The sequence below is a fragment of the Streptomyces sp. NPDC007983 genome, assembly GCF_042958345.1.
Lineage (GTDB): Bacteria > Actinomycetota > Actinomycetes > Streptomycetales > Streptomycetaceae > Streptomyces.
In genome coordinates this window covers 237,784-261,118 of the sequence record NZ_JBIBJI010000007.1, presented here as the reverse complement: position 1 = coordinate 261,118, position 23,335 = coordinate 237,784, and the positions used below count along the sequence as shown (strand labels likewise).

The window sequence follows — 23,335 nt, the reverse complement described above, 5'->3', positions numbered from 1 at the left end:
TGGCTGGCCAGCGGCCCGGTCTTGTAGATTCGAACGAACGACGGGGAGCGGAAACCTCGCGGTATTCAACCGGTGACAAAGACAAGATCGGCTGGCACCCCATGCGGCTGCGCGCACTGCTGGAAACCGACGCCCTGGGCCTGCGCCTGCTCGGCGGCGAGGACGAGCTGGACCGCACCGTACGCGGCGTGATGACCACCGACCTGCGCGATCCGAGCCGCTATCTGTCGGGCGGCGAACTGGTGCTGACGGGGCTGGCGTGGCGGCGGGAGCCGGACGACTCCGAGCGGTTCGTCCAGATCCTGGCGGCCGCCGGGGTCGCCGGGCTCGCGGCGGGCGAGGCCGAGCTGGGCCCCGTACCCGAGGATCTGGTGCTGGCCTGCGCGCGGCACCGGCTGCCGCTGTTCTCCGTGGTCGAGGACGTGGCGTTCGCGTCGATCACCGAGCACGTCGTACGCCAGGTCTCCGGCGAGCGGGCCGGGGACCTGGCCGCCGTGGTGGACCGGCACCGGCGGCTGATGACCCCGGGGGCCGCCGGCGGCGGGCCGGAGGTGGTGCTCGACCTGCTCGGCTCGGACCTCGACCTGGCCGCCTGGGTGCTCTCCCCCACCGGCCGACCGATCGCGGGCCCGACCGGCCCCACGGCCGCGGAGCTGCCGCGGCCGGTCCGCGCCCAGCTGGCCGGTGAGCATCTGGCCGCCCAGCGCGCCGGGCGCCACGGCCCGCACCGGCTGACCGCCGCCGACGGCGTGACGTACTCCCTCTTCCCCATCCGCGGCGGTACGAGCGGCGGCACCGGCGCCCCGCACGCGACGCCGCTCGCCGACTGGCTGCTGGCGGTCGCCGCGGACGCCGGGGACTGGCCGGACGAGCGGCTGGACCTGCTGTACGGGGTCACCCAGCTGATCGCGGTCGAGCGCGACCGGCGGGACGAGGCCGGTACGGTGCGGCGGCAGCTCGCCCAGGAGGTGCTGGAGCTGGTCCAGGCGGGCGCGCCGTCCGCCGAGGTCGCGGCCCGGCTGCGGGTCGCGACGCCGGTACTGCTGCCGGGGCTCGGCGGCGCGGCACCGCACTGGCAGGTCGTGGTGGCACGGATGGAGGGGACACCCGGCGGTGAGGAGGGAGAGGTCGCCCAGGCGCTGCTGGAAGAGATCCTGGTGGACCCGCGTTCGACCGGCGCCGGGCCCGCGGACCGGATCGCGGTGGCGCACACCGGCGACGAGGCGGTGGCGCTCCTCCCGCTGCCCGCGCCCGCCTACGACGGCTCCGATGAGGCGGAGGACCATGAGGCGGGGCTGCACGCGGACGCGCTGCTCGCGGCCGTCGGCGAACCGCTCGCCCGCGGGCTGGGCGACGACGCCCGGCTGACCCTGGGCGTCAGCGCCCCCGTGCACTCCGCCGAGGCGCTGCGCGGCGCGCTGGAGGAGGCCCGGCACGCCCGCCGGGTGGCCGCCGCGCGGCCGGGCCGGGTCAGCGCGGCCGGGCACCAGGAGCTGGCCTCGCACGTACTGCTGCTCCCCTTCGTCCCGGACGACGTGCGCCGCGCCTTCACCGCCCGGCTGCTGGACCCGCTGCGCGCCTACGACCGCCGCCACCGGGCGGAGCTGATCCCGACCCTGGAGGCGTTCCTGGAGTGCGACGGCTCCTGGACGCGGTGCGCGGCACGGCTGCATCTGCACGTCAACACGCTGCGCTACCGGGTGGGCCGGATCGAACAGCTGACCGGGCGCGATCTGGCCCGACTGGAGGACAAACTGGACTTCTTCCTCGCCCTGCGCATGAGCTGACGCGCAAAGCCCTCGAAACCACCACTCTCGCCGGTGGTTTGTGAATTCATTCACACCAACCCCTTGGCCGGGCGCTCGCTTCCGTGTTGAGATTCGGCAACGGCTTCCGGCTCGATGGCGCGCTTGGGGAGGGCAATGTGGCGGACACCGCCATGTCACCACCTGGATCGTCGAACTCCGATTCCGGCCTACGGACCGGGCGGGCGGATGACCCGCTCGACACGGCGGTGTGGCGGCTGCGCTCGCGCGCGTGCTGGAAGGACGCCGCCGAACTGCTCGCCCCGCACGCCGCCGGCGACGCGGCCGTGGCCCTCAAGCGCAGCGCGATCCTGATCGAACGGTGCATGTACACCTCCCAGGGCTGGGACGCGGCCGAGGACGCGCTGCGGGCGGCGGAGGCCCTGGCCCTGACCGACGACGAGCGGGGCGCCATCGCGTGCGAGCGCGGCTACCTGGCGTACGCCTCCACTCTGCTCGGCAACCGGGACCGCGCCGACGAGGCGCGCACCGCCCTCGGCCGGGCCGCCGCGCTGCTCGGGCCCGGCTCGCCCACCCGCCCGCTGCTGGACTTCCGGCGCGGGCTGATCTCCCAGCACCTCGCCCACAACCCCACCGGCGCCCTGGCCGCCTTCCAGCGCGCCCACGCGGGCGCCGCCGCGCACGGCGACACGCTGCTGCGCTCGTTCACCTGGCGCCATCTGGCCGGGATGGCCGAGGAGGAGGGCGATGTCGCCGAGGCCCGCCGCGGCTTCGCCGAATCGCTGCGGATCCGCGAGGAGCTGGGCTACCTGGTCGGCATCGCCCCCGCCCTGGCGTCCCTGGCGGACGTCGAGGAGGAGCCGGAGGCGCACCGGCTGCGCGCCGAGGCGGGGCGGCTGGTGCGGCTGCTGGGCGGCGTCCCGGTCTGGCTGGCCGAGCAATTAGTGGCCCACCCGGACGGCGACGGATCGCCCTGACGGCACCGTGACGCTGGGGTTTCGCCGCCGGGTGCGGGCCGGTGACCGGTTGTGCCCACCCGTTCCTCCCCCAGCTACCGCTGGGAGGTGCCCCCTCCGCGGAACGATTGCCCACAACCAGGTCACACGTCCAGCCCCTCGGGCGTGCCCCCTGCTCTTCCGGGCGTACCGCCCAGCCCCTCCGGCGCTTGAGGAGCGGGGTCGGGGCGGAGATGCCCCACTCCCAGCCCCTCCGGCGCTTGAGGAGCGGGGTCCGGGGCGGAGCCCCGGCGGGGGTGCGGGGGCGGAGCCCCCGGAAAACCCACCGGCGTGCGGCTCAGGCCCCGGACGTGAAGTGCTCGCGGACCAGCGACTCCACCACGTCCAGATCGCGGGCGGCGAGCGCATCCAGCAGCGCCATGTGCTCGGCCGCGTCGGCGACCAGATCGGCGGTGCGGACGGCGCGACCGCAGGCCAGCGGCCACTGGGCGCGGCGGTGGAGTTCGTCGGCGACGACGACCAGCTGCTGGTTCCCGGCCAGGCTCAGCACCGACTGGTGGAACGTGCGGTCCGACTCCAGGTAGGCGGCGCGGTCGCCCTTCGCGGCGGCCGTCGCCGTCGCCTCCGCGAACGGCCGCAGCCCCGCCCAGCGCTCGGGCGCGACCGCCCGGGCCAGGCTGAGCATCACCGGGACCTCCAGCAGGGCGCGGACCTCGGCCAGCTCGGCCAGCTCGCGCGCGCTGCGCCGGGCCACCCGGAAGCCGCGGTTCGGCACGACCTCGACGGCGCCCTCACCGGCGAGCTGCTGCATGGCCTCGCGTACGGGGGTGGGCGAGACGCCGAAACGGTCGGCGAGGGCCGGGGCGGAGTACACCTCTCCCGGGGTCAGCTCGCCCCCGACCAGCGCGTCCCGCAGGGCGTCCAGGATCTGTCCGCGCACGGAGTGGCGGCGCGGGGACTGGCGCGCCACGGGCACGCCGGAGGGATCTCGCGGCTCCATCGCCGCCTCGGCTTCGGCCTGCTCCACTCGGGTCCTCCTGACATCCCATCGAAACGATATGCGGATGCCGCCCGAGGACAAAGCCCACGCGCGGCGGTCGCTCCGAGCGTGCGGGGCCCGGCATGACCCTTGCCACATTCTCCGCCCGCGCCGCGCCCCGCCTCCGGCCGGACCGGAACCGGGGAGCGATGCCTTTCGGCCACGCATACGGCGCTCGCGAAGCACTCACTACCGGACAGTAGAGGGGAAAGATCACCTGGAGGTTCGGACAGCGGATGGCAAGGCGATGGATCGGATTTACCCGCGCTCGGGTTCCGTGAATAGAATCAAGCCGCTTGCAACGAGCGAGCGTTCGAACCGTATCGCACCTATCCGCGTGTCCCCCCGCCCACTTGGCGGCCTCTTGTCCAGAAACCGCTTGAGGCCCGGCACGATTCCGCCAGGATGTCGCGCGAGTAGGGCCGTACTGCGGCCAGAACTTCACGGAAGCGAGGCAAGGGGCACCGGATGAGACTGACCGACATATCGCTGGGCTGGGCCCTGCCAGTCGTCATAGCGCTCGTCGGAGTCGTGGGGGCGGGAGTTGTCCTCGCGCGCGGCCGTAACGGGAAGAAGGACGAGAACGGGATCACCGACTCCTGGGAGCGCAGCGAGGAGCGCCGTCGGCGCAAGGAGGCCATCTACGGGATGGCCTCGTACGTCCTGCTGTTCTGCTGTGCCGCGGTCGCTGCCGCGCTCTCCTTCCACGGCCTCGTGGGCTTCGGGCAGCAGAACCTGAACCTGTCGGGCGGCTGGGAGTACCTGGTGCCGTTCGGGCTGGACGGCGCCGCGATGTTCTGCTCGGTGCTGGCGGTGCGCGAGGCCAGCCACGGTGACGCGGCGCTCGGCTCCCGGCTGCTGGTGTGGCTGTTCGCGGGCGCCGCCGCCTGGTTCAACTGGGTGCACGCGCCGCGCGGCATGGGCCACGACGGTGCCCCGCAGTTCTTCGCGGGCATGTCGCTGTCGGCCGCGGTCCTCTTCGACCGGGCGCTCAAGCAGACCCGCCGGGCGGCGCTGCGCGAGCAGGGTCTGGTGCCCCGCCCGCTGCCGCAGATCCGTATCGTCCGCTGGCTGCGCGCCCCCCGCGAGACCTTCGGCGCGTGGTCGCTGATGCTGCTGGAGAACGTACGGACGCTGGACGAGGCGGTCGAGGAGGTCCGCGAGGACCGGCGCGAGAAGGAGCAGAACCGCAACCGCCGCCGGGACCAGGAGAAGCTGGACAAGGCGAGGATCCGGGCGCTCAACCGGCAGCACCGGGCGTGGGGCCGGGGCGGTGGCCGCCAGGTGGACATCACCCCCGCGGCACAGCCGCCGCAGCTCGGCGCGGAGCCCGCCATGGAGGAGAACGCGCTGGGAAAAGCCGAGGCGGCCGAGCTGTCAGCGCCCTCAGCTCGGCCCGCCTTGCAGTCCGCGGACGCGGCTGAGGCCCGCCGCCGCGACAACCGGGAGCGGGACTGGAACCGTGAGCTGGATTTCAGCTTCGGCTTCGGTGACGCCGACGCCACCGAAGCCGACCGGGACAAGGCGAAGGACAAGGACGCCAAGGACGACAAGGACGGGGACAAGGCGCGGACCGTCGACCTCACCGCCGAGGACGACACCCTGACCATTCCCCGGCTGGATTCCCTGGAGGAGAAGCTGGCGCAGATCGAGCGGCAGTTCGGCTGAGCCCCTGACCGGACGGTGTGGCGGTGGCGTCAGCCGCCGTCCGCCTCCAGCTCGAACCAGACCGCCTTGCCCACGCCGTGGGCCCGTACGCCCCACGCGTCCGCGAGCGTGTGCACCAGCAGCAGGCCCCTCCCGGAGGTGCTGTCCTCCGGGGGGTGGCCGCGCAGCGTCGGGTGACGGGACACGAAGTCCCGCACCTCGACCCGTAATCGGCCCGCCACCGGCCCGGCGATCCCCCCGCCCAAGGTGGCCGTGATGTGCGCGCCCCGGTCGGTGTGCACCAGTGCGTTCGTCACCAGCTCGCTCGTCAGCAGTTCGGCGAGGTCGGCCCGGCCGGGCCCGCCCCAGTGGCGCAGCAGCTCACGCAGCGCGGCGCGGACGTCCGCCACCGCCCCGTAGTCGTCATGCCTCAGTCGCTTGCTGAGGGACCGGCCCCGCTCCCCTTCGATGGCCACCGTCCCAGAGTCCGGCCGGTTGGTCATCCGGCCCCGCCGTACAGGCTGACGCTTCATCCTCCCCCGCCCCGGCCGCTCGGCGCGGCCAGCGTCGAATGCCGTCGAACATGCTCACGGAATGCATTCCCGCCTGTTGCCGTGCCACACACCGGGGGAAAGCATCTGGGGTGATGATCCGCTGAGCGCCGAGCCCGAGGAGCCGTGATGCACGACGACCGACTGTTGGTGGAGGGGCGCCTGGAGCGGGCGCTGCACCAGTTCATCCGGCCCGCCCAGTACCCGGCGCGCGTTCCCCTCTCCCTCTACGCCTGGCGTGCCCCCGGCGAGCCGGTCCCGGTCGCCGAGGCGCTCGACGGGGCGTACGAGCCGTTCACGACCGGTACGGAGTGGGGCGAGCCGTGGTCGACCTGGTGGTTCCGGCTGGAGGGCGCGGTACCGGCGGAGTGGGCGGGGCGGCGGGTGGAGGTGGTCATCGACCCCGGCTTCACCGACGACGGCCCGGGCTTCCAGGCCGAGGGGCTGGTGTACGACGCGCACGGCGTACCGCTCAAGGGCATCCATCCCCGTAACCGGCACATCCCCGTAGCGGCCCCGGCCGCCGGGGGCGAGCCCGTACGGCTGCTGCTGGAGGCGGCCGCGAATCCGTCCGTGCTGCGCGACGGCTTCGCGCCGACCCCGCTCGGCGACGTCCTCACCGCCGGGGACCGGCCGCTGTACCGCTTCGCCTCCGCCGATGTGGCCGTCCTCGACGAGAACGTGTGGCATCTGGTGCTGGACATCGAGGTGCTGTCCGAGCTGATGCGGGAGCTGCCCGCGGACCGGCCGCGCCGCCATGAGATCCTGCGTGCCCTGGAGAACGCGCTCGACGCGCTCGACCTGCACGACGTGCCCGCCACCGCGGCCGCCGCCCGCGCCGAGCTGACCGAGGTGCTGAGCCGCCCCGCGCACGCCAGCGCGCACCGCGTCTCGGCGGCCGGGCACGCCCACATCGACTCGGCGTGGCTGTGGCCGCTGCGCGAGACCGTGCGCAAGGCGTCCCGTACGTTCGCCAACGTCACCGCGCTCGCGGAGGACTATCCGGAGATGGTGTTCGCGTGCTCACAGGCGCAGCAGTACGCCTGGGTCAAGGAGCACCAGCCGCACATCTGGGAGCGGATCAAGAAGGCGGTCGCGGACGGCACCTGGGCGCCGGTGGGCTCGATGTGGGTCGAGTCGGACGCCAATATGCCCGGCGGCGAGGCCCTGGCCCGGCAGATCGTGCACGGCAAGCGGTTCTTCCTGGAGGAGCTGGGGGTGGACACCGAGGAGATCTGGCTGCCGGACTCCTTCGGCTACACCGCGGCCTTCCCGCAACTGGCCAAGCTGGCGGGGGTGAGGTGGTTCCTCACCCAGAAGCTGTCGTGGAACCAGTCCAACAAGATGCCGCACCACACCTTCTGGTGGGAGGGCATCGACGGCACCCGCGTCTTCACCCACTTCCCGCCGGTGGACACCTACAACGCCCAGTTCAGCGCGGCCGAACTCGCCCACGCCGAGAAGAACTTCGCCGACAAGGGCCTCGCCACCCGCTCCCTCGTCCCGTTCGGCTGGGGCGACGGCGGGGGCGGGCCCACCCGCGAGATGCTGGAGAAGGCGCGGCGGCTGGGCTCCCTGGAGGGCTCGCCGCGCGTGGAGATCCACAAGCCGTCGGTGTTCTTCGGCGCGGCGGAGCGGGAGTACGGGGCGAAGGCGCCGGTGTGGTCGGGCGAGCTGTATCTGGAGCTGCACCGGGCCACGTACACCACCCAGGCCGCCACCAAGCAGGGCAACCGGCGCAGCGAGCACCTGCTGCGGGAGGCCGAGCTGTGGGCCACGGCCGCCGCGCTCCACGCGCCCGGCTACGCGTATCCGTACGACGATCTGGACCGGATCTGGAAGACGGTGCTGCTGCACCAGTTCCACGACATCCTGCCGGGCTCCTCCATCGCGTGGGTGCACCGCGAGGCGCGCGAGACGTACGCGCGGGTGCGCACCGAGCTGGAGGGGATCGTGGCGGACGCGGTGGGCGCCCTGAACACCGCGGGGTCCGGCGCCCCGGCGGTGCTCAACGCCTCGCCGTACGAGCGCGAGGAGGTCGCCGTCCTGGACGCCGGGACGGCGGCGGCCCTGCCCACCGACACCCCGGTGCAGCCGCTGGGCGACGGGCGCGCGGCCGCCGGGGTCCGGGTGGGCGGGCTGGGCACGGCGGCCGTCGCCGGTACGACGTGGAGCGCGCCGCCGGTGACCTCGCTGAGCGACGGCCACGCCATCGTCCTCGACAACGATCTGCTGCGGGTCACCATCGACGGCGACGGGCTGCTCACCTCCGTCCTCGACCTGACCGCGGGCCGCGAGGTGCTGGCCCCGGGCGGGCGCGGCAACCTCCTCCAGCTCCACCCCGACCACCCCAACCACTGGGACGCCTGGGACATCGACCGCCACTACCGCCGCACCCACACCGACCTCACCGCCGCCGAGTCCGTCGAGCTGACCGAGTCCGGTCCGCTGCGCGCGACCGTCCGCGTGGTCCGCGTCTTCGGCGCCTCGCGCGTCGTGGAGGAACTGACCCTGGCCGCGGGCGGCGACCGCCTCGACATCGCGACCGAGGTGGACTGGCACGAGTCGGAGAAGGTCCTCAAGGCCGCGTTCCCGCTGGACATCCACGCCCGGGAGTCCACGGCGGAGATCCAGTTCGGGCATGTGGAGCGCCCCACCCACGCCAACACCAGCTGGGACGCGGCCCGTTTCGAGATCTGCGCCCACCGCTGGCTGCGGGTCGCCGAACCGGGGTACGGGGCGGCGCTGCTCAACGACTCCACGTACGGCCACGATGTGACCCGTACGACGCACCAGGGGGACGACGGCGCGGTGCTCGGCACCACCGTACGGCTGACGCTGCTGCGCGCCCCGCACAGCCCCGACCCCGAGACGGACCTCGGCACCCACCGCTTCCGCTACGCGCTGCTGCCGGGCGCGACCGTCGGCGACGCGGTCGCCGGCGGGCTCGCCCTGAACCTGCCGCTGCGCACCCTGCCCACCGGCCCGACCGGGCCCGCCCCGCTGCTCTCCGTGGACAACCCGGCGATCACGGTGGAGTCGGTGAAGCTCGCCGAGGACCGCAGCGGGGATGTGGTGGTGCGGCTGTACGAGTCGCACGGCGGCCGCGCGGCGGGCACGCTCGTCGCCGGTTTCCCGGTCCTCTCGGCGGACGTCACCGATCTGCTGGAGCGCCCGCTGCACCCGGCGGCCACCGGCCCGGCCGGGCTGAGCCTGGCTCTGCGGCCGCATCAGATCCTCACCCTGCGGCTGCGGCCGGTGCCCGCCTGAAGCCGTGCTGGACGCCCGGCGGTCCCCCGTACCGCCGGGCGTCCCGCTTTCAGGTGGTGCTCACCGTGTGGCGTACGTACGCAGGGGCTCGCCCAGCAGCCCCTCGTACGCGTCCAGCAGGCCGACCACGGCCGCGGCGATCGCCTCGGGCCCCTCCCCCGCCTCGGTGCGCCTGCCGATCTCGGCGAACACCAGCGAGTGGAACGCCCCGAGCTGGGTGGCCACCACCCGCGGCAGCGGGTCGTCCGGCCCGGCGCCGGTCTCCTCGGCCAGCACGGCGGCCAGCGCGTCGGTCATCTCCCGGCCGAGGTCCTCCAGCCGGGCGGTGAGCGTCGGGGCGGCCCGCATCATCGCGAACACCCGCCCGAAGCCCTCGGTCAGCCCCAGCGCGCGGTCCCGCCGCCCCACCTCCTCCCGTAGCCGCGCCAGCACCGCGCCGGCCGCCGACTCCCCCGGGGCGCGGTCCCGCACCATGTCGGCGAGCCGCCGCGGGGACGCCTGGTCCGGCGGCAGGACCAGGTCCTCCTTCGCCTCGAAGTAGTTGTAGAGGGTGTTGACCGACACCTCCGCCGCGGCCGCGACCTCGGCGATCGTGACGTGGTCGAAGCCACGCTCCACGAACAGTTCGATCGCGACCCGGTTGACGCGCTGCCGCGTCTCCCGCTTCTTCCGTTCCCGTAGCCCTTCCACCATGCCCTGAAGTCTAACCGCACTGCAAACTTGAAGCACATTGCAGTTTTGCAGCGCGCTGTGCTTTTATCGGCGCCATGCCCACACCAGCCACCCCCACGCCCGTCATCCGGACCCGCGGGCTCGCCCGGACGTTTTCGCTCCCGACGGGCCCGGTGCACGCCGTCCGCGGCATCGACCTGACCGTCGACCGCGGCGAGATCCTCGGTTTCCTCGGCCCCAACGGGGCGGGCAAGACCACGACCCTGCGCATGCTCACCACCCTGCTGCCACCCAGCGGGGGCGAGGCCACGGTCGCCGGGCACGATCTGCGGCGCGACTCCGCGGGCGTGCGCCGCAGGATCGGCTACGTGGCCCAGTCCGGCGGCCTGGACCCCGCCTGCGCCGTACGCGAGGAACTGGTCACCCAGGGACGGCTGCACCGGCTCTCCCGGGCCGATGCGCGCGACCGCGCCGCCGAACTCGCCCACGACCTCGGCCTGACGGCCCTGCTGGACCGCCCCACCGGCGCGCTGTCCGGCGGCCAGCGCCGCCGGGTGGAGATCGCGCTCGGCCTGGTCAACCGGCCCGAGGTGGTCTTCCTCGACGAACCGACCACCGGCCTCGACCCCGGCAGCCGCGCCGAACTGTGGGACCTGGTCCGGCGGATCCGCGCCGAACACGGCACCACGGTCTTCCTGACCACGCACTACCTGGACGAGGCCGACGCGCTCGCCGACCGGATCGTGGTCGTGGACTCCGGCGTGATCGTCGCCGAGGGCACCCCGGCCGATCTCAAGGCCCGCCACGCGGGCGGTCCCGCCGCCAGCCTCCAGGACGCCTTCCTGGCCATCACCGGCCGCTCCACCCCGGCCGACGAACCCGTCGCCATCTGACACCCACGTAAGGCACTCCCATGCCCCTGCTCGCCGACACCGGCGTCGTCTTCAGCCGTTACGCCCGGGCCACCCTCCGCTCCAAGACCAATCTCTTCTTCGGCATGCTCCAACCGCTGCTCTTCCTGGCCCTCTTCGGACCACTGCTGACCAAACTCAGCCTGGGCGCGAGCGGTTCGTCCTGGCAGACCCTCGTCCCCGGCGTCCTCATCCAGCTCGCCCTGCTCGGCGGCTCGTACGTGGGCCTCGGCCTGCTGGTGGACCGCAACCTCGGGGTCATCGACCGGATGCGCGTCACCCCGGTGAGCCCCCTGGCCCTGCTGCTCGGCCGGGTCCTGCGCGACGTCGTCCAACTGGTCGCCCAGTCGGTGCTCCTCGTCCTCCTCGGACTGGCCTTCGGACTCCGCGCGCCACTCGCCGGAATCCTGCTCGGCCTGCTGTTCGTGGCCGTGCTCTCGGCGGCCCTGGCCGCCCTCTCCTACGGCCTGGCCATGCACATCAGGACGCCGCCCGAGTTCGCCGCCATCGCCAACACGGCGGGCATGCCGCTGATGCTGCTGTCCGGCCTGCTCCTGCCGATGTCCCTCGCCCCCGGCTGGCTGGACGGCGCCTCGCGCGCCGTACCGTTCCGGTACACGGTCGACGCCGTACGCCAGGCCTACCTGGGTCACTACGCGACCGCCACCGTCACCCTCGGCGCCGCCGTCACCCTGGCCCTGGCCGCCGTCTGCCTCCTCACCGGCGCCCGCCTCTTCCGCCGCGCGGAGCGCTGACGAGGCCGAGCGGAGGAGACCGCTAGCCTGTATACAGGAAGGTGTGCGGGGCGAGCGGCGAGGAGAACCATGGCTCGGGCGGCGGGCAAGAGCGAAGCGGTCTACGAGCGGCTGAAGGGGGACATCGAGTCGTTGCGGCTGCGGCCCGGGGCGAAGCTGAGCGAGGTCCAGCTCGGCGAGGAGCTGGGCGCGTCCCGTACGCCCGTGCGGGAGGCCATCCGGCGGCTGGCCGGTGAGGGGCTGGTCGACTTCGTGCCGGGCGAGGTGGCGCGGGTGGCCGCCATCTCGCTGGGCGGGGTGCGGGCGCTGTTCGAGATCCGCATGCTGCTGGAGCCCCGGGCGGCCGCTTCGGTCGCGGCCTCGGGGGTGGGCGAGGAGCGCGTACTGGCTCCGTTCCGTGAGCTGCTGGAGCGACTGGAGGAGTTCGAGGAAACCTTCCGGGCGCTGGACGCCACCGGGCAGGCGCGCGGCTACCGGGACTTCTACGAACTGGCCGAGGGCTTCGACCAGGCGGTCATCGCCGCATGCCGCAATCCGTATCTCGCCCGTACCATCCGTGATCTGCGCAGCCAGACCGTGCGCCTGCGGAACGTCTCGCACAGTGGTCCACGGCGCATGCTGACGTCGCTGGAAGAACACCGCGCACTGCTGAAGGCGATCACACACGGGGACGCGCAGGCCGCCGAGGCGGCCTGCCGTCATCACCTCACGCAGACCCTGCAGGCGCTCATCGAGAGCCTGACCGGCGAGGGGGCGCCGACCGGCGTGGAGGTCCACGTGGACGCCGCCCGCTGAAGTCCGTGCCGTGGAGGGCATGGCTTTATGCGGGGAGGTTGCTGTATACAGAGCTGGATACATTCAGCTCTGTATACAGCAACCGCCGAGACGCGAGGACGGACCCATGCCGCACATCGTCGGCGCCGACGCACTGCTCCGGTTCGCCGCCGCGGCGACCGAGACCCTCGGGGTGCCGCCCGAAGACGCACGGCTGCTCGCGGACACGCTGGTGACGGCGGAGCTGTGGGGGCATCCCTCGCACGGGATGCTGCGCCTGCCCTGGTACCTGGTCCGGCTCGGGAGCGGGGCGACGGCTCCGGTCGCGCGGCCGGAGACCGTCGTCGACAACGGCGCGGTGCTGGTGATCGACGGCCATCACGGCCTGGGGCAGGTGCTCGCCCACCGGGCCACCGCCCTGGGTGTCGAGCGCGCCCGGCGGCATGGGGTCGGCGCCGTGGCCGTACGGAACTCGGGCCATTTCGGCACCGCCGCGTACTTCACCCGCCAGGCGGCCGCGCAGGGCTGTGTGGCGCTGCTCGCCACCAACGCGAGCCCGGCCATGGCCCCCTGGGGCGGCCGGGAGAAGCGGGTCGGCACCAACCCCTGGTCGATCGCCGCGCCCGGCGGACGCCACGGAACCGTGGTGATGGACATCGCCAACACCGCCGTCGCGCGCGGCAAGATCTACCACGCCAAGGAGCGCGGCGAACCGATCCCCGAAGGCTGGGCGGCCGACGCCGACGGCGTGCCGACCACCGATGCCCGGCAGGCGGTCGAGGGGCTGATCCTGCCGATGGCCGGGCACAAGGGCTACGCGATCTCGTTCATGTTCGACATCCTGGCCGGGGTGCTGACCGGCAGCGCCTACGGGAGCGCCGTGGTCGGCCCGTACGACCCGCGCGGGCGCAGCGGCGCGGGCCACCTGCTGATGTGCGTCGACATCCGGTCGATGGCCGCGCCGGAGGAGTTCGAACGGCGCGTCGAGCAGCTGATCGAGGACACCAAGGCGACCCCCACCGCCCCGGGCACCGAGGAGATCTTCGTGCCCGGTGAGCCGGAGGCCCGTACCGCCGAGCGCCTGCAGGCCGAGGGCATCGCCGTCGCCGACGACACCTGGCGGTCCCTCATCCGCGTCGCCGAGCAGACCGGGGTCCCCTCCCCCGTACCGCACCCGCACCCGCACCCGTACTCCGAGGAGCTTTCCGCGTGATCGCCCTGACCGTGTCCCTGCGGGTCCGGCCCGGTTGCCGCGACGACTTCCTCGCCGCGATCAAGGCGCAGGCCGAGCGGTCCTTCACCGACGAGCCCGGCTGCCTGTCCTTCGACGTCGTCTGCGACCTCTCCGACGACCACCACTTCGTCTTCCACGAGCTGTACGAGGACGAGGCCGCCGTCGAGGCCCACCGCGCCGCACCGCACTTCGCGGTCTGGCGGGAGGCCGCGGCGACGTACGTGGTCCCGGGCAGCCAGGTCAACACCCTCTCCCGCCGCCTGTTCCACCACTCCTGACCCCAGACATCCGGACATCCGAGCATCCGGACATCCAGAACGGAGCCAGCCGCCGTGTGCACCCACCCCACCGCCCCCTCCCTCCTGATCCACCCAGGCGAGGTGACGCGCTTCGACCGCGGCGGAGGCGTCGCCACCCTCCCCTACGTGGGCAAGTGGAATTCGCAGACCGCCTCCATCACCACCGGCCAGACCGTCTTCCAACCCGGAAACGGACTGCCATTGCACAGTCACAACGTCGAGGAGTCGGTGCTCATCCTGGAGGGGGAGGCCACCGCCGAGATCGACGGCGAGACCTTCGACCTCGAGACCGGCGACGCCACCTGGGTCCCGGCCGGAGTGCCGCACCGTTTCCTCAACCGGGGCGAGGGCGTCATGCGCATCTACTGGGTCTACGGCGGCCGTGACGTGACCCGGACCATCACCGCCACCGGCGAGACCTTCGAGCACCTCTCCGACCAGGACAAGGGAGGAGCACCCGTCTCCTGAACACCCTTTACGGCCGGCGGACGTTGCGGAGGTTGGAGCGGGCCATCTGGACCATGCGGCCGACGCCGCCGTCCAGCACCATCTTGCCGGCCGACAGCGCGAAGCCGGTCACCATCTCGGCCCTGATCTTCGGCGGGATGGACAGCGCGTTGGGGTCGGTGACGACGTCGACCAGGGCCGGGCCCTTGTGGTGCAGGGCGGCGCGCAGCGCGGAGCGCAGATGCTTGGGTTTCTCGACGCGTTCGGCGTACGCCCCGGCGGCGCGGGCGAGTTGGGCGAAGTTGGGGTTGTGGTAGCCGGTGCCGTACGCGGGCAGGCCCGAGACCAGCATCTCCAGCTCGACCATGCCCAGCGAGGAGTTGTTGAAGAGGACGACCTTCACCGGCAGGTCGTACTGGACGAGGGTGAGGAAGTCGCCCATCAGCATGGTGAACCCGCCGTCGCCCGACATCGAGATGACCTGGCGGCGGCGGTCGAGGAACTGCGCGCCGATCGCCTGCGGCAGCGCGTTGGCCATCGAGCCGTGGGTGAACGAACCGATCACCCGGCGGCGGCCGTTGGGGGTCAGATAGCGGGCCGCCCATACGTTGCACATGCCGGTGTCGACGGTGAACACGGCGTCGTCGGCGGCCTCCTGGTCCAGGACCGAGGCCACGTACTCCGGGTGGATCGGAATGTGCCGCTCCACCTTGCGGGTGTACGCCTTGACCACGCCCTCCAGGGCGTCCGCGTGCTTCTTCAGCATCCGGTCCAGGAACCGGCGGTCGCTCTTGGGGCGCACCTTCGGGGTCAGACAGCGCAGCGTCTCGCGGACATCGCCCCATACGGCCAGGTCGAGCTTGGAGCGGCGGCCCAGGTGCTCGGGGCGGACGTCGACCTGGACGGTGCGGACATCGTCGGGGAGGAAGGCGTTGTACGGGAAATCGGTCCCGAGGAGGATCAGCAGATCGCATTCGTTGGTGGCCTCGTACGCGGCGCCATAGCCGAGCAGTCCGCTCATTCCGACGTCGTACGGGTTGTCGTACTGAATGTGCTCCTTGCCGCGCAGGGCGTGCCCCACCGGTGCCTTCACCCGCTCGGCGAAGGCCATCACCTCCGCATGGGCCCCGGCGGTGCCGCTGCCGCAGAACAGCGTCACCCGGTCCGCCGCGTCCACCATGCGCGCGAGGGCGTCGATCTCCGTGTCGCCGGGGCGCACGGTGGGGCGTGCGGTCACCAGTGCGTGCTCCTCGGCGCGCTCGGGCGCCGGACGGGCCGCGATGTCGCCGGGGAGCGAGACGACGCTGACGCCACGGCGGCCGACCGCGTGCTGGATCGCGGTCTGCAGGACGCGCGGCATCTGCTGGGGGCTGGAGATCAGCTCGCTGTAGTGGCTGCACTCGCGGAACAGCTGGTCGGGGTGGGTCTCCTGGAAGTAGCCGGTGCCGATCTCGCTGCTGGGGATGTGCGAGGCGAGGGCGAGGACCGGGGCCATGGAGCGGTGGGCGTCGTACAGCCCGTTGATCAGGTGCAGGTTGCCGGGGCCGCAGGAGCCCGCGCAGCCCGCGAGCTTGCCGGTGAGCTGGGCCTCGGCGCCCGCGGCGAACGCGGCGCTCTCCTCGTGCCGCACCTGGATCCAGTCGATGGCGGCGTTGCGGCGGATCGCGTCCACGACCGGGTTGAGGCTGTCGCCGACCACCCCGTACAGCCGCCGCACCCCGGCGCGCGCCAGGATGTCCACGAATTGCTCGGCCACGGTCTGCTTGCCCATCGCGGCGCCTTTCGTCCCTGGGGTTGCGGGTCGTCGTGGTCCATCAACCCCATGAACCCATGAACGGGGCGCTCACGCCTCCCAGACGGCCGCCGCCGTGCGGTCGTCGGCGTACCCCTTCACCCGTACCTGGGCGTCGGCGAGGAACCCGGCGAGCCCCGGCGGCTCGGCCACCGCCCAGCGTTCCGCCAAGTGGGCGGCGAGCGTCCGTTCGGCGCGCAGCGGCTCGGCGAGGCCGGTGCCGCACAGCAGCAGGGTGTCACCCGGTCGGGCGACGGAGGCGCGGAAGCGGAACGGGTCGGCGGGAGGCGGGGCGCCGTCGTGCGGGGTGACTCCCGGGGCGGCTTGGGCGGCTTCCCAGTCGGCGGGCAGGCCGGGGGCGGACGCGCGCCCGTCGCCGAAGGCGAGCACGGGCCCGCCGACGGTGTCGCCCTCCCGGGCGTCCGGTTCCAGGTCCTGCCAGGCGCCGTCGCGCAGCCGGAACAGCCCGCCGTCGCCGACCCCGAAGAACACCCGGACCCGGCAGTCCGGATGGGCGGGCAGCAGCAGGCACCGCACCGGCGCGGTGTACGCGGCCGGGTCGACGCCGAGTTCGGCCGCGCGGGTGCGCAACCGTCCGTAGCCCCGGTCGGTGAGCCGGTGCAGCCCGGACTTGAGCGCGCCGCGCCGGGCGGCGCGGATGTCCTCCGCGAGCCGTGTGTGGCTGCGGCCGACGGCCGTACCGATCCAGTCGCACAGCTCCCGCGCGGCGTCCGGCGCCTCGGTCCCGTTGGCCACGGCCACCAGGACCAGGGCGCCGTCCCCGGTCCCGAACCGGGCCGTGAGCAGCGCGTCCCGCCGGGGCTCGCTCCGGGAACGCGCCGCGTCGCCGCGCTGCGACACGGCCCGGAGGGTGAACGTCCCGTAGCGGGCGCCGTCGAGCACCGTGTCGGGCACCGGGCCGCCCGGCTCCTCCGGGTCGGCGACGGGCAGCGTGGTCGGCTCGGCCTCGTACGCGGGCGGCTCGTCGCCGACGTACCCGGACGCGGCGGCCCGCCAGGGCCGCCGGGGCGCGGGGGCGGGCGGGGGCGGTGCCGCCCCGGGGCCGTCGCCGCCCTCGGCGGGCCGCCGCTCCCGCTGGCCGCCTCCCGCGGCGCCGTCCGAACCCGGCGCACTCCCTTGGGGCTCACCCTCCGCCGGGCCCCAAGGCGCCCCCGCGGAGGGCATCTGGTCCCCGCCCGGCCGCCTGCGGCCGAGGGTGCGGGACGCGGAATCGAAGCGCTCGTCCACCGAGTCGGCCGCGGCGGCGGGCCCGGCGTCGGCCCGCGCGGGGTCGTACAACTCCCCCCACCAGTCGTTTTCGTGACGGCGTCGGTCGTCCCCCTGCTGGCTCATCCCCATATTGTCCACAGGGGGGCTTCACGGGAACACCACGCGATGGCCCCCGGGCCCCCGCCGGGGCCCCGGCCCCGGCGGGCGGCCTCGCCGTACGAGGCCCCCGGCGCCGTGGGCCGGGGGGGCGGCCGCCTACCCCCGGTACTCCTCCAGCAGCCGCAGCCACACCTCGCTCACCGTGGGGAACGACGGCACCGCATGCCACAGGCGCTCGATCGGCACCTCACCGGCCACCGCCACGGTCGCCGAGTGCAGCAGCTCCGCCACGCCCGGCCCCACGAACGTCACGCCGATCAGATGGCCCCGGTCCAGGTCGACGATCATGCGGGCGCGGCCGCGGTAGCCGTCCGCGTACAGGGCGGCGCCGGAGACCTGGCCGATGTCGTAGTCGACGACCCGGATGCTGCGGCCCTCGGCCTCGGCCTGCTCCGCGGTCAGCCCGACCGCGCCCACCTCCGGATCCGTGAAGACGACCTGCGGCACCGCCCCGTGGTCCGCGGTCGCCGCGTGGGCGCCCCAGCGGTCGGTCTCCAGCAGCGGTACGCCCTGGGCGCGGGCGCCGATGGCCGCGCCCGCGATCCGCGCCTGATATTTGCCCTGATGGGTGAGGAGCGCGCGGTGGTTGACGTCGCCCGCCGCGTACAGCCAGCCGCCCGGCACGTTCCGCACCCGGCAGGTGTCGTCCACGTCCAGCCAGCCGCCGGGCGGGAGCCCTACCGTCTCCAGGCCGAGGTCGTCGGTGCGCGGGGTGCGGCCGGTGGCGAACAGCACCTCGTCGGCCTCGACGGTCTCCCCGCCGTCCAGCGTGAGCGTCACCGGCCCGCCCGTGCCGTCGCGTCGTACGGCCGTCACGGACGTCCCCGTACGGATCTTCACCCCCGCCTCGGCCAGCGACTCCGCCACCAGCTCGCCCGCGAACGCCTCCATGCGCTCCAGCAGCCCGGAGCCGCGGATCAGCATGGTCACCTCGGAGCCGAGGGCGCTGTACGCGGTGGCCATCTCGACCGCGACCACCCCGCCGCCCACCACGGCCAGCCGCCGCGGCACCGTGGACGAGCTGGTCGCCTCCCGGCTGGTCCACGGGCGGGCCTCCGCCAGACCGGGCAGGTCCGGCAGCGCGGCCCGGCTTCCGGTGCAGATGGCCACGGCGTGCCGGGCGGCCAGGAAGCGCTCCTGCCCGTCCGGCTGGGTGACGGCGATACGGCACGGCTCGACGAGCCGCCCCTGGCCGCGGACCAGGTCGATGCCCGTCGAGTCGAGCCAGCCGACCTGGCCGTCGTCCTTCCAGTTCGACACGAACGCGTCCCGGTGGGCGAAGACGGCCTCCACGTCCAGCGGCACGTCGGCCCCCTGCCGGGCCCCGGGCGTACGACGCGCCTCGGCGCGGGCGATGACCGGCCGCAGCAGCGCCTTGCTGGGGACGCAGGCCCAGTACGAGCACTCGCCGCCGACCAGTTCGCTCTCCACGATCGCCGTGGAGAGCCCGGACGCGCGGGCCCGGTCGGCCAGGTTCTCCCCGACCGGGCCCGCGCCCAGGACGACGACGTCGTACTCATCCGTACCGGAATTCATCGCGACCCGCTCTCTGCCGGCAGCCGGCCGTGCCGGCTGCCGACGGTGTACCCGACCATGGGATGACGCTTCCACCATCCTCGCGTCGAGTCACCGCCGTCGGCCACCCGAATCGGAAAGCACCGGCAACCACCCGCGTGCCGCGCAGCGCTACGGCTCGCGCCGCGCCCCGCGCTTGCGCTCGACCATGTGCCGGCCGAGCGCCTGCCGCTGCTTCCACTCCCGCCGCATCTCGGACCGCAGCCGGGCGTCGGTGCGGGCCGCGAGGTAGGCGTTCTCGCGCAGCAGCTTGCGGTAGCTGTCCAGCCGCCGGGGCGGCAGCGCACCGTCCTCGACCGCGGCGAGCACCGCGCACCCCGGCTCGGTCTCGTGCGCGCAGTCGTGGAAGCGGCAGTCCTCGGCGTACGCCTCGATCTCGGCGAACGCCCGTGCCACCCCGCCCTCCGCGTCCCACAGCCCGACCCCGCGCAGCCCGGGTGTGTCGATGAGCGCGCCGCCCGAGGGGAGCGGCAGCAGGTTGCGGGTGGTCGTGGTGTGCCGCCCCTTGCCGTCGCTGTCCCGGATCGCGCGTACGTCCTGGACGTCCGCCCCCGCCAGGGCGTTGGCCAGCGTCGACTTGCCCGCGCCCGACTGGCCGAGGAGTACGGAGGTCCCGGCCGCGAGCAGCGCGCCGAGGACCTCCACCCCCTGCCCGGTCGTGGCGCTCACCGCCACCACCCGCACCCCGGGCGCGGAGGTCTCGGCGTCGGCGACGAGATGGGCGAGCGTGCCCGGGTCGTCCACCAGATCCGCCTTGGTGAGCACCACCACCGGCTGCGCCCCGCTCTCCCAGGCGAGCGCCACGAACCGCTCGACCCGCCCGAGGTCCGGCTCGGCGGCGAGCGACACGGCGATCACGGCGTGGTCGACGTTGGCGGCCAGCACCTGGCCGTCGGAGCGCTTGGACGACGTCGAGCGCACGAAGGCGGTACGCCGCGGCAGCAGCGTCCGTACGTAGCGCGGCTCGCCCCCGGCGTCCACGGCGGCCCAGTCGCCGGTGCACACGACCTTCATCGGGTCACGGGGAACGACGAACTCGGTGTCCGCCCGGACGGTGCCCTCGGGCGTCACCACATCGCACTGGCCCCGGTCCACCCGCACCACGCGCCCGGGGACCAGGCCCTGCCGTGCGTACGGACCGAACTCGGCCTCCCACCCCTCGTCCCAGCCATACAGGGCGAGAGGATGCGAAGCAGGAAACTGAAAGGAGGAGAAAGACAAGGGGTGACCCTTCACAAGGGTGGCCCCGGCGCCGCGCTCACTGGCGCGGGGAGAGAGATATCAGCCGGAGACCACGGAGGTGGACCTGATGAACTTCCGGATGCGGGCAGCGCCCGTCTCAAAGACAGCCATCGTTCACACCTCCCCAGCCAAGTCACCCGCGGCAGCCCCGGCCGCCGCTCGGACAACTCCGACTTTAGAGATGCGCGGGCCGCGGCGCCATCGAATTAGGCACCGCAGCGACGAGATTCCTACTCTTTTGATAAAGTTGCTCCATGGCTGAGACTCCGTACAGCGTCGGAGAGGGGCCGGCGACCCGAGTGAGCCTCTCCCTCCCTGAAGGGACGGCAGAGGCGATTCGTCAGCGGGTGGGCAAGCGCGAGTTCTCCGCGTACATCACCGCAGCCGTCGAACGCGACCTGCGCGGTCAGATCCTGGACGAGTACCTGGCGGACTACGAACGCCGCAGGGGGCCGGTCTCCGAGCAGGAGCAAGAGCGGGCGCGTCAGGTCTTCGACGAGGTGTTCGCCGAGGAGGGCCAGTGGCCCGCCGCAAGCTGAGTCACGAAGGCACCATCGTGCTCGACCGTGAGGGCCTGTCCAGGCTCGTCAACGATCACGAACCCGTCGTCGCCCTGGTCGCGGAAGCCCGCAACCGAGGCATGGAAGTAGTGATCAGCGCCCTGACCATCATCGAGGCCGCGCATCGCCGTACCGACAAGGCTCGGCTCGCCTGGCTCCTGTCCGGTATGCGGATCGTGCACATCGGCGACGAGGAGGCCAAGGCCGCATCGGCCATGCTGATCAACGCCGGACTGCACGGCCACAAGTACGCGATCGACGCCGCTGTGGCCGAGATGGCACTGCGGCAACGCCGCCCAGTCGTTGTTCTCACGTCGGACATCGACGACATGGCAAAGCTCTGCGGCGACAAGGTGCGCCTCGTGGCCGTGTAGCCACAATCGCAACCCGACAGGGCCACGAGGATCTCAAGAATCTCGGTGTGCCACCGGCCGTGGCCGGTCCTGGCCGGCACCAGGACGGCAAGCACGCCCGCAGGGTCGGCGCTTGGTCTTCATCTCCTGCCGCGGGGCTCCATCCACCTCGCAGTGATCACAGATCGTCGGTGTCGTCCGCCACGTCGAGGCTTATCCCCGGATCATCGGCAGGCGATTCTTCGTCCAGGATTGCCTTACCCATCGCGGCCGAGATGCTGCGGAGCAGCGCGGTCTTACGAGCAGTGAAGAACTGGTCGAAGTCGTCGGTGGCCATGAGTTCCGGTTGCGCGAGGTGGGAGCGGATGCGCTCGGCGACGTCTTCGCGGGGAGTCTCTGCGGCCTTGACCAGCCGACCCAGGTAGTCGGAGGGAGCGGCACCTCCGATGATCCGGTTGGTACGGGCGGTCAATGGGGTCTTGTTGATGATCGAGTTGTAGTCGGCGGGTTCGTATCCGGCCTTCTCGCACCAGGTCTTGGGAAAGATGTGATGGATGTCGATGGACTCATCGAAGTACCCGGTGACCTCGGCCTTCTCCCCGGTGCGCCAGTCCACGGCCCCCGCTTTGAGCAGCAGCGCGTAAATCCCCTTGTAGGCAGCGCTGTTGCGGGTACGGAGGGTCAGCAGGCGTCCGGGAGTGAACTGTGCGGCGGTGACGGTCCGGGGCTCGACCGCATTCCCACGGATCCAGTCCACGACGTCCGGCAAGTCCTGGCTGAAGCGGGTCTCGGTCGAGCCGCCGTAGAGCTCCCCAAACACACCACACCAGTACCAACGGGCAAGCTTGTGCTGGGCTCCGGCGCTCTGTGCGGCATCCCCGGCGAGGGCCAGGATCGCGGCGAGCGGTATCAATTGGGTTCCGTAAGGAAGGAACTTCGTATCGAAGAGGAACTGCTGGCGCAGAAACTTCGCTGCCGTCTTGAATGCGACGATGACGGATGGCGCGAAGCGTACGTAGTCCTCCAGAGAGAGGGCGAGCATGTCCTTGCGCTTGCAGCCGATGCGCGGCAGCCGCTCCTCCTCCGTCCCCTGTTCGGCCTCGTGCCTGCGCCGCTCGGCCGTAGCCAATAGGGTGACTGCTTGAAGGAAGTCGGTGTTGGAGACCTCGCGAAGGATGCGGTACTCAGGTGCCTTCCAGGCAGCCCGGCACTCCCGCTCCCAGTGATTGCGCAGGTCGAATTCGTCCGCCGCATAGGTGGCCGTCAGCAGCTCGAAGACGGTCAGGGTGACACCGCCGGTGTTGACCTTCTCGAACACCTGGCAAACCGCTTGGCGCGGAGTCGTCCGCCCCAGCTCGATGACCGGCACGTGGTAGCGGTCGAAGGGGCGAACGAATGCCTCGTTGAAGTCGCGCCAGAGTTTGCGCTTACCCTTGTCGCCATCCCAGTGGTCGGTGAACTCGTACCCCCAGTCACCGCCGTCGAAGACCGCGTGGAGCGGGAAGAGATGTGCCTCGTACTCTCGCTCGGGAGTCGAGTAGTCCTCGACGACCTGCCCTCGGAAGTTGAGCACCTTGCGTGATGCCGGCAAGAAACGGATGGCGTCCTCGCGGTCGCCGTTGTCATCTAGGGCTTGGACCATGTCGACGTAAAACCAGCCAGACACCTGCTGCTTGCGCAGGTCCTGGGTGATCACCGGACCCTCCAGTTTCAGAGACTGGAACAGCGACGTCAGCCGCTGCTGCCCGTCGAGCACAAGCGAGTCGGGTTCGGGGTTGCCGACTGGAGTGGCCCCTTCGATCGGCCGGTATTTGAACCGGACATCGCCCCCCGCCTTGAGCAACATGACAGTGCCGACGGGATAGCTCAGCGAGATCGACGCCAGGAGACTGGCAATGTTGGGGTAGGGCCACACCCAGCCCCTCTGGAACTCGGGCAGTTGCGCCTTGCCGACCTCGACCTGCTGCAGCAGGTCGCGCAGCGGTCGCTTGTCGATACTGAACGCTTCGTCGGCCACATCGGCTCCTCAGGGCAGTCGGCCACCAGAACGCCTGAGTCCGACCATCTCGCGTCACAAGTAAATAACTGGGTGTCACGGTATCG

20 protein-coding genes are annotated in these 23,335 nt (G+C 72.5%); 12 read left to right on the top strand and 8 right to left on the bottom strand.

What is annotated here, in order from left to right; genetic code table 11:
* The first annotated feature begins 101 nt into the window (after positions 1–101).
* Both ACFZCY_RS23755 and ACFZCY_RS23750 read left to right on the top strand, forming a co-directional pair.
* The gene (locus ACFZCY_RS23755) at positions 102–1,787 is read left to right on the top strand and encodes a PucR family transcriptional regulator ligand-binding domain-containing protein (RefSeq protein ID WP_391176635.1); all 1,686 of its coding nucleotides are present in this window, start codon (positions 102–104) and stop codon (positions 1,785–1,787) included.
* Positions 1,788–1,939: 152 nt separating this feature from the next.
* Positions 1,940–2,743 carry a hypothetical protein gene (locus tag ACFZCY_RS23750; RefSeq protein WP_391177214.1) on the top strand — a complete coding sequence of 268 codons (804 nt, stop codon included), beginning with the start codon at positions 1,940–1,942 and terminating at the stop codon, positions 2,741–2,743.
* 316 nt (positions 2,744–3,059) lie between these two features.
* On the opposite strand, the gene ACFZCY_RS23745 is transcribed toward ACFZCY_RS23750, so the two are convergent.
* Positions 3,060–3,860 (bottom strand): FCD domain-containing protein, encoded by an 801-nt coding sequence (locus ACFZCY_RS23745; protein ID WP_391176632.1) that lies wholly within the window; start codon positions 3,858–3,860, stop codon positions 3,060–3,062.
* Between the two features lie 369 nt (positions 3,861–4,229).
* Here ACFZCY_RS23745 and ACFZCY_RS23740 point away from each other — a divergent pair, with 369 nt between their 5' ends.
* Complete coding sequence (locus ACFZCY_RS23740) at positions 4,230–5,429, top strand: DUF2637 domain-containing protein (protein ID WP_391176629.1); 1,200 nt, start codon at positions 4,230–4,232, stop codon at positions 5,427–5,429.
* Positions 5,430–5,458: 29 nt separating this feature from the next.
* Here ACFZCY_RS23740 and ACFZCY_RS23735 read toward each other — a convergent pair whose 3' ends face one another.
* The gene (locus ACFZCY_RS23735; protein WP_391176627.1) at positions 5,459–5,911 is read right to left on the bottom strand and encodes an ATP-binding protein; all 453 of its coding nucleotides are present in this window, start codon (positions 5,909–5,911) and stop codon (positions 5,459–5,461) included.
* Positions 5,912–6,088: 177 nt separating this feature from the next.
* On the opposite strand from ACFZCY_RS23735, the gene ACFZCY_RS23730 reads away from it, so the two are divergent.
* On the top strand, positions 6,089–9,229 hold the full coding sequence (locus ACFZCY_RS23730) for a glycoside hydrolase family 38 C-terminal domain-containing protein (protein ID WP_391176624.1): 3,141 nt from the start codon (positions 6,089–6,091) through the stop codon (positions 9,227–9,229).
* A 60-nt stretch (positions 9,230–9,289) separates the two neighbouring features.
* Here ACFZCY_RS23730 and ACFZCY_RS23725 read toward each other — a convergent pair whose 3' ends face one another.
* Complete coding sequence (locus ACFZCY_RS23725) at positions 9,290–9,922, bottom strand: TetR family transcriptional regulator (protein ID WP_391176622.1); 633 nt, start codon at positions 9,920–9,922, stop codon at positions 9,290–9,292.
* Between the two features lie 74 nt (positions 9,923–9,996).
* Between ACFZCY_RS23725 and ACFZCY_RS23720 the strand changes: the two genes are divergently transcribed.
* The 6 genes from ACFZCY_RS23720 (at position 9,997) to ACFZCY_RS23695 (ending at position 14,342) form a co-directional block, all read left to right on the top strand.
* A complete protein-coding gene (locus ACFZCY_RS23720) occupies positions 9,997–10,794 on the top strand; it encodes an ATP-binding cassette domain-containing protein (protein ID WP_391176619.1) in 798 nt (265 codons plus the stop codon).
* A 20-nt stretch (positions 10,795–10,814) separates the two neighbouring features.
* The gene (locus ACFZCY_RS23715) at positions 10,815–11,567 is read left to right on the top strand and encodes an ABC transporter permease (RefSeq protein ID WP_391176616.1); all 753 of its coding nucleotides are present in this window, start codon (positions 10,815–10,817) and stop codon (positions 11,565–11,567) included.
* A gap of 69 nt (positions 11,568–11,636) precedes the next feature.
* Positions 11,637–12,362: an FCD domain-containing protein gene (locus ACFZCY_RS23710; protein WP_391176613.1), complete on the top strand. Its 726-nt coding sequence runs from the start codon at positions 11,637–11,639 to the stop codon at positions 12,360–12,362.
* 106 nt (positions 12,363–12,468) lie between these two features.
* Complete coding sequence (locus tag ACFZCY_RS23705) at positions 12,469–13,554, top strand: Ldh family oxidoreductase (protein ID WP_391176610.1); 1,086 nt, start codon at positions 12,469–12,471, stop codon at positions 13,552–13,554.
* Positions 13,551–13,853 (top strand): antibiotic biosynthesis monooxygenase, encoded by a 303-nt coding sequence (locus ACFZCY_RS23700; protein WP_391176607.1) that lies wholly within the window; start codon positions 13,551–13,553, stop codon positions 13,851–13,853. Before ACFZCY_RS23705 ends, ACFZCY_RS23700 begins: the two co-directional genes overlap by 4 nt.
* 54 nt (positions 13,854–13,907) lie before the next feature.
* Entirely contained in the window at positions 13,908–14,342 is a 435-nt protein-coding gene (locus tag ACFZCY_RS23695) for a cupin domain-containing protein (protein ID WP_391176604.1), read from the top strand.
* A gap of 7 nt (positions 14,343–14,349) precedes the next feature.
* On the opposite strand, the gene ACFZCY_RS23690 is transcribed toward ACFZCY_RS23695, so the two are convergent.
* The 4 genes from ACFZCY_RS23690 to rsgA all read right to left on the bottom strand — a co-directional run bounded on the left by ACFZCY_RS23690 (position 14,350) and on the right by rsgA (position 20,298).
* Complete coding sequence (locus ACFZCY_RS23690) at positions 14,350–16,092, bottom strand: pyruvate dehydrogenase (RefSeq protein WP_391176601.1); 1,743 nt, start codon at positions 16,090–16,092, stop codon at positions 14,350–14,352.
* 72 nt (positions 16,093–16,164) lie between these two features.
* Positions 16,165–17,466, bottom strand: a complete 1,302-nt coding sequence (locus ACFZCY_RS23685) for a protein phosphatase 2C domain-containing protein (RefSeq protein ID WP_391176598.1) — start codon at positions 17,464–17,466, stop codon at positions 16,165–16,167.
* Between the two features lie 132 nt (positions 17,467–17,598).
* Positions 17,599–19,038 carry an FAD-dependent oxidoreductase gene (locus tag ACFZCY_RS23680; protein WP_391176595.1) on the bottom strand — a complete coding sequence of 480 codons (1,440 nt, stop codon included), beginning with the start codon at positions 19,036–19,038 and terminating at the stop codon, positions 17,599–17,601.
* Between the two features lie 150 nt (positions 19,039–19,188).
* Positions 19,189–20,298, bottom strand: a complete 1,110-nt coding sequence (gene rsgA, locus ACFZCY_RS23675; RefSeq protein WP_391176592.1) for a ribosome small subunit-dependent GTPase A — start codon at positions 20,296–20,298, stop codon at positions 19,189–19,191.
* Between the two features lie 275 nt (positions 20,299–20,573).
* On the opposite strand from rsgA, the gene ACFZCY_RS23670 reads away from it, so the two are divergent.
* Both ACFZCY_RS23670 and ACFZCY_RS23665 read left to right on the top strand, forming a co-directional pair.
* Positions 20,574–20,858 (top strand): hypothetical protein, encoded by a 285-nt coding sequence (locus ACFZCY_RS23670; RefSeq protein ID WP_391176588.1) that lies wholly within the window; start codon positions 20,574–20,576, stop codon positions 20,856–20,858.
* On the top strand, positions 20,840–21,253 hold the full coding sequence (locus tag ACFZCY_RS23665; RefSeq protein ID WP_391176585.1) for a DNA-binding protein: 414 nt from the start codon (positions 20,840–20,842) through the stop codon (positions 21,251–21,253). The genes ACFZCY_RS23670 and ACFZCY_RS23665 overlap by 19 nt, the downstream gene beginning before the upstream one ends.
* Before the next feature lie 157 nt (positions 21,254–21,410).
* Here the strand turns inward: ACFZCY_RS23665 and ACFZCY_RS23660 are convergent, their stop codons facing one another.
* A complete protein-coding gene (locus tag ACFZCY_RS23660; RefSeq protein ID WP_391176582.1) occupies positions 21,411–23,249 on the bottom strand; it encodes a DUF262 domain-containing protein in 1,839 nt (612 codons plus the stop codon).
* Positions 23,250–23,335: the final 86 nt, after the last annotated feature.

Excerpts from the sequence above, each read along its gene's own strand:
- ACFZCY_RS23755 (WP_391176635.1), top strand. The coding sequence starts at position 102 with ATGCGGCTGCGCGCACTGCTGGAAACCGACGCCCTGGGCCTGCGCCTG.
- ACFZCY_RS23750 (WP_391177214.1), top strand. The coding sequence starts at position 1,940 with ATGTCACCACCTGGATCGTCGAACTCCGATTCCGGCCTACGGACCGGG.
- ACFZCY_RS23745 (WP_391176632.1), bottom strand. The coding sequence starts at position 3,860 with ATGTGGCAAGGGTCATGCCGGGCCCCGCACGCTCGGAGCGACCGCCGC.
- ACFZCY_RS23740 (WP_391176629.1), top strand. The coding sequence starts at position 4,230 with ATGAGACTGACCGACATATCGCTGGGCTGGGCCCTGCCAGTCGTCATA.
- ACFZCY_RS23735 (WP_391176627.1), bottom strand. The coding sequence starts at position 5,911 with ATGACCAACCGGCCGGACTCTGGGACGGTGGCCATCGAAGGGGAGCGG.
- ACFZCY_RS23730 (WP_391176624.1), top strand. The coding sequence starts at position 6,089 with ATGCACGACGACCGACTGTTGGTGGAGGGGCGCCTGGAGCGGGCGCTG.
- ACFZCY_RS23725 (WP_391176622.1), bottom strand. The coding sequence starts at position 9,922 with ATGGTGGAAGGGCTACGGGAACGGAAGAAGCGGGAGACGCGGCAGCGC.
- ACFZCY_RS23720 (WP_391176619.1), top strand. The coding sequence starts at position 9,997 with ATGCCCACACCAGCCACCCCCACGCCCGTCATCCGGACCCGCGGGCTC.
- ACFZCY_RS23715 (WP_391176616.1), top strand. The coding sequence starts at position 10,815 with ATGCCCCTGCTCGCCGACACCGGCGTCGTCTTCAGCCGTTACGCCCGG.
- ACFZCY_RS23710 (WP_391176613.1), top strand. The coding sequence starts at position 11,637 with ATGGCTCGGGCGGCGGGCAAGAGCGAAGCGGTCTACGAGCGGCTGAAG.
- ACFZCY_RS23705 (WP_391176610.1), top strand. The coding sequence starts at position 12,469 with ATGCCGCACATCGTCGGCGCCGACGCACTGCTCCGGTTCGCCGCCGCG.
- ACFZCY_RS23690 (WP_391176601.1), bottom strand. The coding sequence starts at position 16,092 with ATGGGCAAGCAGACCGTGGCCGAGCAATTCGTGGACATCCTGGCGCGC.
- ACFZCY_RS23685 (WP_391176598.1), bottom strand. The coding sequence starts at position 17,466 with ATGAGCCAGCAGGGGGACGACCGACGCCGTCACGAAAACGACTGGTGG.
- ACFZCY_RS23680 (WP_391176595.1), bottom strand. The coding sequence starts at position 19,038 with ATGAATTCCGGTACGGATGAGTACGACGTCGTCGTCCTGGGCGCGGGC.
- ACFZCY_RS23670 (WP_391176588.1), top strand. The coding sequence starts at position 20,574 with ATGGCTGAGACTCCGTACAGCGTCGGAGAGGGGCCGGCGACCCGAGTG.